Annotated in this window: 12 protein-coding genes and 5 pseudogenes; 6 read left to right on the forward strand and 11 right to left on the reverse strand. The window is 66.9% G+C overall.

Annotated elements, in window-relative coordinates; genetic code table 11:
• Window positions 1-329: 329 nt before the first annotated feature.
• Together OG819_RS47835 and OG819_RS47840 are read right to left on the reverse strand one after the other, a co-directional pair.
• Window positions 330-497 (reverse strand): annotated as a pseudogene (locus OG819_RS47835) (hypothetical protein); the annotation flags it as partial.
• Window positions 493-673: pseudogene (locus tag OG819_RS47840) on the reverse strand (hypothetical protein); the annotation flags it as partial. The pseudogenes OG819_RS47840 and OG819_RS47835, both read right to left, overlap by 5 nt.
• Before the next feature lie 624 nt (window positions 674-1,297).
• Between OG819_RS47840 and OG819_RS47845 the strand changes: the two are divergent.
• From OG819_RS47845 to OG819_RS47855, 3 genes are read left to right on the forward strand one after another with little or no spacing between them, the layout of a single operon-like run.
• The gene (locus OG819_RS47845; protein ID WP_266637799.1) at window positions 1,298-1,897 is read left to right on the forward strand and encodes a sulfite oxidase-like oxidoreductase; all 600 of its coding nucleotides are present in this window, start codon (window positions 1,298-1,300) and stop codon (window positions 1,895-1,897) included.
• Window positions 1,867-2,610: a ferredoxin reductase gene (locus OG819_RS47850; RefSeq protein WP_266637800.1), complete on the forward strand. Its 744-nt coding sequence runs from the start codon at window positions 1,867-1,869 to the stop codon at window positions 2,608-2,610. The genes OG819_RS47845 and OG819_RS47850 overlap by 31 nt, the downstream gene beginning before the upstream one ends.
• A 13-nt stretch (window positions 2,611-2,623) precedes the next feature.
• Window positions 2,624-2,935, forward strand: a complete 312-nt coding sequence (locus OG819_RS47855) for a DUF6510 family protein (RefSeq protein ID WP_266637802.1) — start codon at window positions 2,624-2,626, stop codon at window positions 2,933-2,935.
• 142 nt (window positions 2,936-3,077) lie between these two features.
• Here OG819_RS47855 and OG819_RS47860 read toward each other — a convergent pair whose 3' ends face one another.
• From OG819_RS47860 to OG819_RS47870, 3 genes are all read right to left on the reverse strand, one after another.
• Window positions 3,078-3,407 (reverse strand): hypothetical protein, encoded by a 330-nt coding sequence (locus OG819_RS47860; RefSeq protein WP_266637804.1) that lies wholly within the window; start codon window positions 3,405-3,407, stop codon window positions 3,078-3,080.
• A gap of 297 nt (window positions 3,408-3,704) precedes the next feature.
• Complete coding sequence (gene msrB, locus OG819_RS47865; protein WP_266637806.1) at window positions 3,705-4,175, reverse strand: peptide-methionine (R)-S-oxide reductase MsrB; 471 nt, start codon at window positions 4,173-4,175, stop codon at window positions 3,705-3,707.
• A 583-nt stretch (window positions 4,176-4,758) separates the two neighbouring features.
• On the reverse strand, window positions 4,759-5,121 hold the full coding sequence (locus tag OG819_RS47870; RefSeq protein ID WP_266637808.1) for a hypothetical protein: 363 nt from the start codon (window positions 5,119-5,121) through the stop codon (window positions 4,759-4,761).
• A 340-nt stretch (window positions 5,122-5,461) separates the two neighbouring features.
• On the opposite strand from OG819_RS47870, the pseudogene OG819_RS47875 reads away from it, so the two are divergent.
• A pseudogene (locus OG819_RS47875) lies at window positions 5,462-5,674 on the forward strand (ATP-binding protein); the annotation flags it as partial.
• Window positions 5,675-5,769: 95 nt separating this feature from the next.
• Entirely contained in the window at window positions 5,770-6,354 is a 585-nt protein-coding gene (locus OG819_RS47880) for a GNAT family N-acetyltransferase (protein WP_266655991.1), read from the forward strand.
• 878 nt (window positions 6,355-7,232) lie between these two features.
• Here OG819_RS47880 and OG819_RS47885 read toward each other — a convergent pair.
• The 4 genes and pseudogenes from OG819_RS47885 to OG819_RS47900 form a co-directional block, all read right to left on the reverse strand.
• Window positions 7,233-7,976 carry a hypothetical protein gene (locus tag OG819_RS47885; RefSeq protein WP_266637812.1) on the reverse strand — a complete coding sequence of 248 codons (744 nt, stop codon included), beginning with the start codon at window positions 7,974-7,976 and terminating at the stop codon, window positions 7,233-7,235.
• Window positions 7,973-8,377 carry a hypothetical protein gene (locus OG819_RS47890; RefSeq protein WP_266655993.1) on the reverse strand — a complete coding sequence of 135 codons (405 nt, stop codon included), beginning with the start codon at window positions 8,375-8,377 and terminating at the stop codon, window positions 7,973-7,975. Before OG819_RS47890 ends, OG819_RS47885 begins: the two co-directional genes overlap by 4 nt.
• A gap of 422 nt (window positions 8,378-8,799) precedes the next feature.
• A complete protein-coding gene (locus tag OG819_RS47895; protein ID WP_266655995.1) occupies window positions 8,800-9,996 on the reverse strand; it encodes a serine hydrolase domain-containing protein in 1,197 nt (398 codons plus the stop codon).
• Between the two features lie 443 nt (window positions 9,997-10,439).
• Window positions 10,440-10,661 (reverse strand): annotated as a pseudogene (locus OG819_RS47900) (transcriptional regulator); the annotation flags it as partial.
• Window positions 10,662-11,228: 567 nt separating this feature from the next.
• Between OG819_RS47900 and OG819_RS47905 the strand changes: the two are divergent.
• Window positions 11,229-11,729 carry a hypothetical protein gene (locus OG819_RS47905; protein ID WP_266637816.1) on the forward strand — a complete coding sequence of 167 codons (501 nt, stop codon included), beginning with the start codon at window positions 11,229-11,231 and terminating at the stop codon, window positions 11,727-11,729.
• A gap of 113 nt (window positions 11,730-11,842) precedes the next feature.
• On the opposite strand, the pseudogene OG819_RS47910 reads toward OG819_RS47905, so the two are convergent.
• Together OG819_RS47910 and OG819_RS47915 are read right to left on the reverse strand one after the other, a co-directional pair.
• Window positions 11,843-12,082 (reverse strand): annotated as a pseudogene (locus tag OG819_RS47910) (helix-turn-helix domain-containing protein); the annotation flags it as partial.
• Window positions 12,079-12,270: a hypothetical protein gene (locus tag OG819_RS47915; RefSeq protein WP_266637817.1), complete on the reverse strand. Its 192-nt coding sequence runs from the start codon at window positions 12,268-12,270 to the stop codon at window positions 12,079-12,081. The gene OG819_RS47915 and the pseudogene OG819_RS47910, both read right to left, overlap by 4 nt.
• Window positions 12,271-12,328 lie beyond the last annotated feature (58 nt).

Below are 12,328 nucleotides of genomic sequence, written 5' to 3' on the forward strand. Positions count from 1 at the left end.
GCAAAAGCGCTTTTCTGTGGGGACTGCCTCACCACGTTCAGGCCATGACCACACGGGGTGGAGCCTGCGGCCGTCCCGGAACCCGACTCGCCGAACGGCGTCCCGAGGAAGAATTTTGAATCGTTCAAAGGAGTGGGTGCACTCACCGTCTGCACTATTGCAAGTGACGGACGATGCACTTCTGTGCCTCGAAAACGATGTCCGACCCGGGAGGTGTCGTCTCGGTGCGCATCACCCGTTGCTGTCGGGAACATCGGACACACCGCCCGGCCAAGATGATCCGAACAGAAACGGCGGGCATGACGTCCCTCTGCACGGCGAGCGTGTCTCGTGGTGCCGCCCTGGGGGTCGGCGATGTCGCCGCGCAGGGCTTCCTGCCAGTACGTCCGAGCCTCGGTGCGCCGGGCCCGAGCCAGGACCCAACCGTGAACCCGACCGCTGAAGGTGGATCCGTGGCTGAAGCGGTGAAGGTAGTGATCGGCAGCGCGCCGCCAGGACCTCCGCCGGGGTCCGGCGGTGGAAGCGGGGCGGCCCGGCGAGGAGTGGGTGCCCGTCGGGGGCCTCGCACCGGTGCCGGGTCGACCGGGTCCTTTCCCAGCGAGCCGGGGTTGTGCACGCTGTGCCGCACGCCGTTGGCGTCCGGTCCGCACGCGCGGGTCGGCGGGTGCAGCGCGGCCGGCGGGAACCCGCCCGTCGAGTTCGAACGGATCATCCAGGAAGCGCGAGCCCGGACCGATCAGGAAGGCCGGGCCGCATAACCAACGTCTCTACGCAACCAGGGGATTGACATGCGGCCTTGCAAAAGCTGGCTAAATTCCCCGCAGCCGCCACACCACGCCACCCCGATACGGTGCGGGCCGTCACCCGAAAGTGCGTAACAGCCTCCGAGTTCACCACAGCCGGAGACGTGGGTAACCGCGCCGCACAAGGCGGAGCTCTGCAAACTCCAGAGCCTCGTGCCGATACTGGCCGGAGCCGACCGCTTGCTGGCCTCACCGAAGCGCTCGCGGCTCCGTCGTCCACCCAGAACCCTACGCGCGGGGCCTACAGTAACGGACCCGAGCGCGGTTTCCTTACCCGAGGGGCAGTGCTTTGCCGTGCTGCTTCGGTTCGGTTCAATTGGCGGCCGCCGGGCACTTCGACTGACTGCGCAATGTCTGGACCGACGTCGCGCCGAAGGCCGGAGGTGCGGCTGAGGGCTGTGGGAGAGAAGGAAGATAAGAGGCGTGTGTTCCCCGTCGCTGATACTTTTTAGGGGCGCTAGCCCTGCTTCCGGCGAGCAGATTGGACGGCCAGCATGGCGATCATCTCGCGCGGTTTCCACGGCCGACGGCCGCCCGCGGGCAGGAAGCTGCCACCCGGACAGTACGAGACCACGGACTTTCCGGTCCTCTCGGCCGGGCCCACGCAGCGGATAAGCACAGACAAGTGGGAGCTGTCCGTCACCACGGAAACCGGGAGGCGGCACAACTGGGACTGGGCCGCCCTCACGAAGCTGCCGTCGGAAACCCCGACGGCAGACCTCCACTGCGTGACCAAGTGGTCGAAGTTCGGCACCGGGTGGCAGGGGGTGTCTTTGGACGTCCTGCTCGCCGATGTCGAGACGGCCGCCGAGTACGTCCTCGTCTCCTCCTACGGGGGCTACACCACGAACCTCCCGCTGGAGGATCTTCTGGACGGCAAGGCCTGGATCGCGTACGGCTACGACGGCCGGCCGCTCGCCCCCGAGCATGGCGGTCCGGCCCGACTGCTCGTCCCGCACCTCTACCTCTGGAAGTCCGCGAAGTGGGTGCACGGACTGGAGTTGCGGGAGAACGACATCCCGGGGTTCTGGGAGAGCGCCGGCTACCACAATTACGGAGACCCGTGGCAAGAACAGCGGTATCGAGGAGACTAGGCGACCGGCTCCGTTGGAGGGTCGCCGAGGTGACAGAACGTCGCGCTGAGTCCGCGACGGCCGTCACGCTGGTGCTGGAGGTGCCGGAATGGCCCGGCCATGTGGCAGGCCAGCATGTGGACATCCGGCTGACCGCGGAAGACGGCTACAGCACACAACGCAGTTACTCCATCGCTTCGGCCCCGGACGGAACGCGCCTGGAACTGACAGTGCAGTGCGTCGTTGAGGGCGAGGTCTCTCCCTACCTGGTCGACGAGCTCATGCCCGGCGACCAGCTGGAACTGCGGGGACCGGTCGGAGGCTGGTTCGTCTGGCAGCCGGAGCAGCAAGAACCGGTCCTGCTCGTGGCCGGAGGCTCCGGGCTGGTGCCGCTGATGTGCATGATCCGCTCGCGGCGCGCAGCCGGCAGCCGGGTTCCCTTCCGGGCGCTGTACTCCCTGCGATCGCCGGCCGAGCTGCTGTACGGGCCAGAACTCCGTCAAGGAACACCAGGGGTCGACGTCACACATATCTACACCCGGGAAGCGCCACAGCAGTCCGCGCGCCCCCCGGGCCGCATCACACCCGACGACCTCGTACGCCACGGATGGCCACCGGACTTCGCGCCCACCTGCTACGTCTGCGGACCCACGGCATTCGTCGAGAAGGCAGCTGCCTACCTGGTGCTCCTCGGACACGACCCCGAGCGAGTCCGCACAGAGCGCTTCGGCTGAGGAGAGGACTGAGATGACGGCAGGCACACCGGCAGACGCTGGTATCCCACGCGACGCAGAGGGCGGCTACATCGACGGCAACTCGCTGGCCGGCCCTCTGGCCGAACTCTTCGCGGTCGACCTGACAGCAGCGACCAGCCAGTGCGCGCACTGCAGCAACACAGGGCCCGTCGCACTCCTGCACGTATACCGCCAGGCACCGGGACTGGTAGCCCGCTGCCAGCAGTGTGGACAAGTGATGCTACGTCTGGTGCGCGCACCGGAGACGGTCTGGCTAAACATGAGCGGCATCACAGTACTGTCGATCCCCGTCGGCGCCGACTGAGCCACCCATGGCCTCCCCTGCGGATGGCACGCCGTCGCCGTCGGCGCGGCAAGCTCGGTGGTGCCCGCCACGACCGGAAGGCGGGGCCGCTGGAAGCTGGTGGGCCACCGCTCGGGTTTGTCACCTCAAGCGGAACCTGAGGCTACTGGAAACGGCCGTCGAAGCAGGTACCGCTCCTCAGGTCGGAGAACCGAAGGCCGACGACTACTCCCCCTTCCACCACCCAGCGCAGATCGTAGGACGCTTGGTAGGAGGGCGGCCAGAAGGAGCAGAAGCGCCCATTCTCGTCGACGGACCAGGTGCCCTCCGTCTGGCGTCCTGCCTCGAAGTAGGAGGCGCTCCCGTCGGGTTGGAAGATCTGGGTCGTGCCATCGCCGTAGGCCAGGCGGCCTGCGGTGACAGCGGTGGGGATCTGCTCAGGCGGCACGATGGCGCCGTCTTCTGGGTGCAGGTTGTCGATGTTCCTGGTCACTGTGCGGTCCTTCTCCCTGGCCCGGCGGTTTGCTCGTGAGGTCCGGCGGGCGTCCGGCGGGCGTCTTCTGGCTCACCGCGGCGAAGATGATCCCATTGGAGGGGGTGGGTCTGCTCTACTGTCTTGGCCGCCTCCGATCCGTGGAGGGGACTCGACCCCTTGGGCGCCGCAGCACATGAGCGCTTTACGTACCGCTGTACACGGGTGTCGGCTGGGGCCCTGCTGGGCCCCGAGCCGCAAGACGGGGCGCCGAGTCGCCATGCCGTTCGAGCTCCGGGGCCCTGCCCTGGTTGCCGGTCATCGGCTCTCGGCGGCGTCCTCTTCCGTCGTCTCGAAGACGCTCAGATACCGGCCGTAGCCCTCCTGCTCCAGATGCTCCAGGGGGACGAAGCGCAGCGATGCGGAGTTGATGCAGTACCGCAGTCCTCCGCGGTCGCTGGGCCCGTCCGGGAACAGGTGCCCGAGGTGGCTGTCCCCTTTAGCCGACCGTACTTCGACACGGACCATGCCGTGGCTGGTATCGGGCCTCTCGACGACGTGGCCCGACTCCAGAGGCCTCGTGAAGCTGGGCCAGCCGGTCCTGCTGTCGTACTTGTCGATCGAGGCGAAGAGGGGCTCCCCGGACACGATGTCCACATAGATACCGGGTGCCTTGTTGTCCCAGTAGGCGTTGGAGAATGAGGGCTCCGTCTCGTCTCGCTGGGTCACACGATACTGCTGGTCGGTGAGCTGTGAAATGCGCTGTGGGCTCTTGCTGTACTCCGGCATGCCTACCTCCCAGACGGTGCTGGAGTGTCTCTTCTGCCCTATTCGCGTCATGCATCGCCCCGACTCTTACCGTGTTGCAGGGGTGCAGGGACCGCGGGTGAGGGCCTGCCCGGGGCGATGCACGGGCGGACCGTTGAAGTGGTGGTCAGAAGCGAGCGGCCGCCCGTCGCGAGCCCGGCTGCCTCCCCTCACGACCGGGACGGGAGGACGAGGAAGGGTTGCCCAAACTGCCCCATCGCTCGTGCCCGGCCCGTAGCGGCGACGCTGCGTTGCAGGTCGCCCTCGACAGGCCGGGCACGGATGTGGACGCGTGCTTCCAGGCGGCAGGGATCGTCTGGCGCCGTCACGTCCGGCGACGGCCGACTGGTCGTGCACCGTGACGCTGGGTCCCGACCACCTGGCGGTCTGGGCTTTCGCGAGTGACGTCGCCGTCGTCGGCACCGCGTGGGACCTCGTGCAGCGCCAACGGGACGCACCGGGTCCAGGAGAGGGCGTCCAGCTCGGCAGGGTGCTGATCTCGTATGCGTGGGGCACGACGGGAAGGGGGCCTCCAGCAGCCGCCACTTCCCGCGGGTCTGCGCCGCTACTCACCTGGCTGCGCCTGTTCACCTCTGATGCCCCTCGCGGCCTCCGCTTCCTCGGCTGAGATGTCCTCCGCGATGGCAAGCACCCGCCGCAGGCTGGCGGAGGGAATCACGACGCCACCGGCGCTGTCCATGTAGATGTAGTCACCGGGACTCACGCACACACCGGAAATCTCAACAGCCACAGCGCAGGCGCACGGCATCACCGTGTCGCCGCCCCATCGGACCGCCTCCCCCCTGCACCAGGTAGCGAAGCTGTAGCCACGCAACTGGCCGAAGTCACGTAGCCGGCCGTCGGCGAGGATGCCGGCCAGCCCGGTACTGTCTGCCCTGGCAAGCTTTGTGCCCCCGCCGTGGGACACGTCGGCGTGCCCTCCGCTGATGGCGATTCTTGAAAACGGCCAGCGATACTCCTCGCCTCACTTCCTTGACACTTGAACGGTGTGAGGAGTGTGGGGAGCGAGGAGTGACGGCAGGGTGGGAGGGACGTACTGGCACTCTTGCCCTATGGCAATCGCGGGTTCTCGCACGAAGACGACGGACACATGGCTCATGCCTGCTGATGAGGTGCTTCTGGGGCAACGGATTGCTGAGGTGCTTCCCTCATCCGGATGGCATTGCAGTCACCCGGGGCCGCTTGGTTTGCACCAAGTGCACTTGCATTCCTCGATCGAGTCCGCGCTGGGCTGCGGTAGCACACAGTTCCAGGTTCTGACGGAGCGTGAGGAAAGGAACAGCGTGGCGATCGCCTCCAACGAGTCGTTCTCCTCGTGGACAAAGACGTTCACCGACCCCCGGCTCTGCGCGGCCATCGTGGACCGCCTCACCTTCGGCGGCAACATCATCGAGACCGGCAGTGACTCCTACCGCCTCGCCCACACCAAAGCCCGCCAGCAGGCCACTGCAGCCTCCTGAGGTTCCCGACTGCAGCCACGACATGGTGGCGGTCGTGGGCCTTGGCGAATGGCTCGTTGTTGACGTGTGCGACCAGCGTTGGGCGATCATGGTGCATGACTCGCGCTTTGTCGACGCCGCCCGTCATCGCCTCCGGCTTGCTCGGTGGCTCCCCTCAACCCGTGCTGCCCACCACCGGGGGTTTGCTGCCGCGTCCTTGGGAAGAAGCCGACGCACCAGCGTTCCTTTCTGCGTACCGAGATGATGAAGTCCGCCGCTGGCACATGCGTCGGCCCGCCACCGAGCATGAGGTCCGGGAATGGTTCGACGCATACCACCAGGACTGGAAACACGAGAGGGGCGGCCACTGGGCGATCACCCGCGACGGCGTTGAGGTGCTCGGCCGGATCGCGCTACGCGGGTTGGATTTCGACGACGGCATAGCCGGCGCGGCCTACTGGGTACTCCCAGCCGCCCGCGGCGCTGGTGTGGCCTCGCGCGCTCTCTTGGCGCTCACCACCTGGGCCCTGGACGAGATCGGCTTCCACCGGCTGGAGCTGGACCACTCGACCCGCAACCCCGCCTCGTGCAGGGTCGCCACAAAGTCCGGCTACCTCCTGGAAGGCACCAAGCGCAGCGCCGCCGTGCACGACGATGGCCGACACGACATGCATCTGCACGCCCGCGTCCGAGGCGACTGAGCCTGGCCGCTCCGCTGTATCGCTGACGGACACTGGACTGCGCCAGCGGTGGCGTGCGCACGGCGAGCTCTTCGGCTTGATCGCACGCCGCCTTGGCGCCGATCCGCGGGACTGCCTCTACATCGGCGACGGCGGCGGGAACGAACTCACCGGCGCCTCCGACTGCGGCATACCGGCGGTCAGGCTTCGAGCCGTCGACAACTGGCCGACAACGATGCCCACGCACGTGAAGACGATTGGGTCGGACCGTCCCTGTCCTCACCGACGGACGTACTGTCCCTGCCCGAACCGCCGCGAGCAGTCGCCGATCTGGCCTGACAGCCCATCACCGCGAGGCCGCCCACGGCTCGCACCCAGGTGGGGCCAATCGACTCGTTCGCAACCGGGCCCAGAGATCGCCACCCGGGGCCAAAGGACTCGTTCCGCCGGGGCCAGAAGACTCGTTCGAAGCCACATGGATCTCGTACGAGTTGCCATCGTCGTCGAACGCCTTGAGGTCGACGGAGCCGACCGGCGCCCGGTAGGTGACGTCCTGCTGCGAATCGGAGCCTTCTGCCATGTCGGTCAGTATCTACGCGCTCTAGCGTTCGGACGGCCCTTCGGGGCCGGGATCACGCGCCGGGATTTCGCTGCGGCGCCGCCCACGGCTGGTTCTGGGAAGAGAAGCCGTCCTATACGCGAGCGAGCCCGGACCAACTGGTCGAGCCGAAGCAGTGTAGTTGACACAAAAGCGATCTTGTTGTCACCAAGATCACCATGTCCGATGCTCAGGCGCGAGGATGGAGGGAGCGACCTCGATCGGACCAGTTTCCGGCCGCCACCATACAAAGTGACGGCCAGTCACCACACACCGTCCCGGAGCGTCGGGAGCGGGGTGCTTACGAGTAGGCCGCGTACACGATCGATATCAAGATGCCGAGCAGAACGCCGACGCCGAACCACCGTAATCGTCCCTCCCAGTCGGGGAGGATCACTGGGGGAGGTGGGGTCACCCTTGCCTCGACTCGTTTCGCGATGTCGGTGAGCGACCTGGTCACCTGCTCAAGTCTCGCCGTCTGGGTGCTGTCACCCTTCAGGCTTCCGACCTGGTGTGTCGCCGTGCTGAGATCGTTGAGGCCGTTCTCCAGCCGAGTGGCGAGCCCGTTGAGGTCGCTGCCGTCGTCGTGGCCGAGAACCCCCTCCAGGCGCCTGACGAGCAGGTCGAGCGAGCCGAAGTCGAGCTTTGCGGAGGCATTGGACAGTCGGTCTGCGGCGTGGGTCAGCTGGCTGGCGACATCCTCGTTGATGCTCTGGCTTGCATGGGTGAGAAGGCCGGCGACGTCCTCGTTGATTCGGTGGGAGGCGCGCGAGATCTGGTCGGCGACGTCTTCGTTGATGCTCCGTGCGGCCAAGGAGAGCTGGCTGACCGTGTCAGGTGAGATAACACCGTCTCGCAGAGCCTTTTCGAGCATCTGGGAAAGCGCGGGCGCGGACTTCCCCAGCTTCGTGAGTGTGGCCTTGGTCTGCGGGTCGATCTCGTTATGGATGTTGATGTTGCCGTGGTGGTCACGGCCGACAAAGGCGCCGCCGAAGTTGTTCTGGACGGTGCGCGGTTCCTGAGGTGTTGGGGCGTCGGTGGTCACCGGTCGTCCCGGGTGTTGATGTTGATGTTGCCGTAGTGGTCATTGCCGATGAAGGCTCCGGAACCGTGGTTGTGCTGGGAGCCGATGATGACCGTCTTCGTCGGCGCCGGCGTCTTGAGTTCCTCGATATCGGCTTGGGCGTCGGAGTGAGCGTCGAGAAAGGCGGCAAAGAGGTCGGTCCAGGTGTCGGTGACGGTGCGCTCAGTGATCTCACGCCGGGCCAGCGCTGCCGCGTGCTCATTCAGTATGTGCAGGGCAGCGGCCTCCTCCTCCGGGTTGCCGCCGCGACGGAAGATGGCCGAGATCCGGGTGCGCAAGGCGTCGACCTGGCCCTGGAGCAGGTAGGAGAGGACACCGCTGGCGGCTCCTGTGCTTACGGCCATGACTGTTTCTTCGTACATGGGACGGCTCCCCGGTCAGCTGGTGGTGGCGCTCGTGTGGGTCCGTGCGATCCGGCCCGGAGCGTCTCGCGGGCCAGGACTGATTGACCGTACCGGCCGTGGCACGGCCCTGGCCGGGCAAAGCGGGGTGCTGACCAAAAGGCGTTGTTCGAGGCGTGTTCACTTCGCCTCAGCCGCTGAGCCCACCGTCGTCCCATCGCCGGTGTGACTGAGCATCTGATGTGGCGAGTTGAGCACGGGACGGGCAGGGTGATGTTGGTTTCGGCATTTCCCCGGTGCCCGAGGCGCCCCCGCGGTGTGCTGTCGCTATGGGTGACGTGCAGGTCGTCGATGTACCGGCAGGGCTGGTGTGGTCCCACACCAGCCAGCTGGACAATTCTTGTGCCGCCGTACGCGCTGCCCGGACGGGCCACCACCGGCTCTCACGGGGTTCCGCCGCCGCGAGAAGAGCACAGCGCATGGTCCACGAGAGCTGTGACGTCCCCGATCTGCCGCCCGGCAGTTCCCTCATCGCCAGGTCGGCTATGCAACGAGACAGTGACGGCGCTCCGCCCGTCCGAAGTCGTGGCAGGCCATACCAAGTAGCCGAATCCATCGCCACTGTGCCCCCAGTACCCGCCGCCACAGGACAATGGCGTCCAGTCCAGTCCGAGCCCGTCGCGCGTGCCCGGCAAAGCACCGTGGTCGGCAGGCACCTCGACCGTGCGCTGCATCTCAGCCAGCTGGGCAGAGGCCAGAATCTCACCTCGCACCAGCGCCCTGAAGAACTTGTTGGTGTCCGCTGTCGTACTGATCATGGCTCCGTCGGCGTCGCCGTCGAAGGGCAGATACGCGATCGTGGTGTCAGCCATGACGCCGCCCGGCTCGAACTGCTGGTAATCACGGGCATGGGGACCCGGTAGGAACGGCCGGTTGCCGGGTACGACAGTGTGCGTGAGCCGTAACGGACGCAGAATCCTGGCTCGAACCTCGTGCTCCCAGGAATGGCCTGTGGCCGCCTTGATCACCATCCCGATGAGGACGTAGTTGGTGTTCGAGTACTCCCAGTCGCTGCCAGGCATAAAGGACGGCGGGTGCTGCATCGCGAAGGCAACGCGCTGCTCGGAGGTGTAGGTGGTCCAGCGATTCTTGCGATACCCGGCCGCGCTGAGGTCTGGGACCACGTCACCGATGTAGTCGGGCAGCCCGCTGGTGTGCTGAAGCAGTTGGCGCAGGGTGACCCGGCGCCCGTCATTCCCGTGGCCTCGCACCACGCCCGGCAGCCACTGGTCAACCGTGTCGTCCAGCAACAGTCGGCCTTCACCTACCAACTGCAGCAGAACGGTCGCGACGAACGTCTTCGTAGTACTGCCGATCCTCACATACCCGTTCTGAGGCACCGGCTCTGTCGTGCTGAGATCGCCGACCCCACTGCGAGCGGTCCGCACTCCCCGAGGCGTCTCCAGCCTGACCGATACGCCTGTTACTCCGTCGTCACGCAACGCGTCGGCATCCCGCTGCAGGTGGGACAAGGGGGTAGAGGCCGCCGCTCCGGCTTCCGCTGGGACGAGTACCGCCAGAAGGGCAACAGCGAGGACGGTCGCTGTCCGACGACTGATCCGACTCTGCGTGATCGACATAGCCCAACGCTAGGAACGGCACACCCGGCGAACCATCCGGCCAGCCAGAGGTCTCATAGTCGGGTTCTCCCCAGCCCACTTCCTGGTGACGGCCAGACCGACGCCGGTGCGGACTGGTTACGGCGAACGTGAAACTCACCAGCCAGACGAAGTTTTCTCACCAGCCGCCAGCAGCCGGGGTGGTCGACCGGCGCGTCCCACATCCGTGCTTCCACAGAAGCGGCCTGGCAGTACGTCAGCGACTCCGTGTGGGAGCCTCTTGCCCCGACGCCCGCCGCGTCGGACAGCGGGTCTGGGTATACGGCGCCCAGTCCTACCGCCCCTTCGGCACGGCCGCCCAGTACACCGTCGCGGTGAAAAAGGCCCTGGTCGACCAGGGCTTCAAGAAGAAGGTTTCCCGGCGAACTACGGCGTCCACGTCGAAGCACGCCGCAGCGACGGCACGCCTTCAGCGTCCGGTCGGTGACCGTCAGACCCGCCTCCCGGGCCGCCGCGCGGGCACGCTCCGAGCGAGTGAGGTAGCGGAGCCGGGCGAGGAGGCCGCGCCGGGCGGTGACCGGGGTGGCGACGAACCCCGCGAGCGCGTCGAGTTGCCGGGCCACGGCCTCGTGGCCCTTGATGCCTCGAGCCCCGAATTTGCCGAAATCGTTGTTCCTTTCCGGTATTTCGTCTCCTCGCTTTCCAGCCCGACTTGACGGGGCCTCATCTACCCGCATTTCAGGGTGAGTCAGGAATACAGGATCCGGGGGCGGCAGTGGGCTTTGGTGAATTCCGGCATCAGTGGTCCGGAATGGTTCTTCTAGTACTCCAGCAGCGTTTCTCCATTTGTGCTGTTCAGAGTGCCTGTTTGGAGTCTAGCGGGCTGATGTCTCGTCAGGTTGGCGGTCGTTCGTTACTCACCTGATCGGGATGCGTGCGGCGTTGGTAGTGGCGGTGGCGGGCAATGGCTGGTGACGTCGGCGCCAGTAGGACCAGTGGAGCCGGTGTGAGGGTGGCTGGAGCCGGGTCGTCGGGGAACGGGCAAGATCCAGGAGCCAATGTGCTGCACCAGCGTCAACCCGCCCGCGCGACTCGTCCGGTCGGGCGGGCCGTCTCTCGTTCCAGGTTGGTCCGATTGGTCGGATCTGCCGGTGGGTCGCGCCGGGATGTTCCGGGCGGCGGCAGAGCCGAGGTTATGAATGCGTCACCTGACCATTCATGAGCATCAACTCAGGAGCCACACGATGCGCCCCATGAGAGCAGCCTGTCTCGGCACGGCCACTGCGCTGGTTACCCTTCTCGCCTGCGCCCCTGTCGCGGCCGCCGCTACGACGGACACCGATTCCGCCCACGCCAAGGGCGGAGACCGGGTCATCACACTCATCGGCCGGCTCGTGCAGCAGACGCGCTTCCCCGTGAACCCCGGCGGCGCCCCCGCCCAGGGCGATCGGACCGTCTTCCGCTCGATCCTCTTCGACCAGTACGGCAACCAGGTCGGCGACACCGACGGTACCTGCACCACCACCCGGGTCGACAACAGCGGAGCGGAGGAGTGCGTCGTGACCTACAACCTCCCGGGCGGCCAGCTCTCCGTGCAGGGAATGGTCTTCGGCATTCTCAACCCGGGCCCTCCCCCTTCGTTCGACAACGGGATCACCGGCGGCACCGGAGAATTCGACCGGGCTCGTGGCTCGCTCCACGCCGACACGATCGCTCCGGGCACGAGGCGCTTCACGATCGACCTCGACCGCTGACTGGCCCTGCCCCCGCCCGGTGAGAAGGCTGACCCGTCCACCTGCTCTTCGTGGTGCGGGTCGGCGGGTGCCGGCTCGGAGGCAGTGGTATCGGGGGCGGTGATGTCGCGGGTACTGATCTTCGCGTCGGCGCCCTTGAGGAAGTAGACGTACTTCTCGCGGGTCTCACCACTGGGGTCGCGGCCGGATTCCCAGCCGGCGACCGTGGACGGACTCACGCCGAGGGCGCGGGCGACTTCGGCGCGCGAGAGACCAAGGGCCACGCGCAGGGCCCGTCGCTGCTCGGCCGGCGGAAGGGGGACGGGTTCGGCGGCGGCCGCGAGCAGTTGGTCGATCGCCTCGAAGTCGTTCATGCCGCTCCCGGGCCCCGGTGCGCGATGCCGCTCCGGGACACCGTCTCCAGTTCTTCGCGGTACCCGGTGCCGGCGGCGGGCCGCCGGGCTTGGGTGGTGGCGGTGCCGTCGGCCCCGGTGGCGGTGACCGTCCAGGAGCAGCCGCGGTCGGTGCTGGTCCGGAGGGGGCGCGTCAGAGGCGGCAACATGTGTCCTTGTACTGGTGTCGATGCCTACTGGTGGGGCTGGTCGGCATCGGCACCACGT

It is taken from the genome of Streptomyces sp. NBC_01549 (assembly GCF_026339955.1).
Taxonomy (GTDB): domain Bacteria; phylum Actinomycetota; class Actinomycetes; order Streptomycetales; family Streptomycetaceae; genus Streptomyces.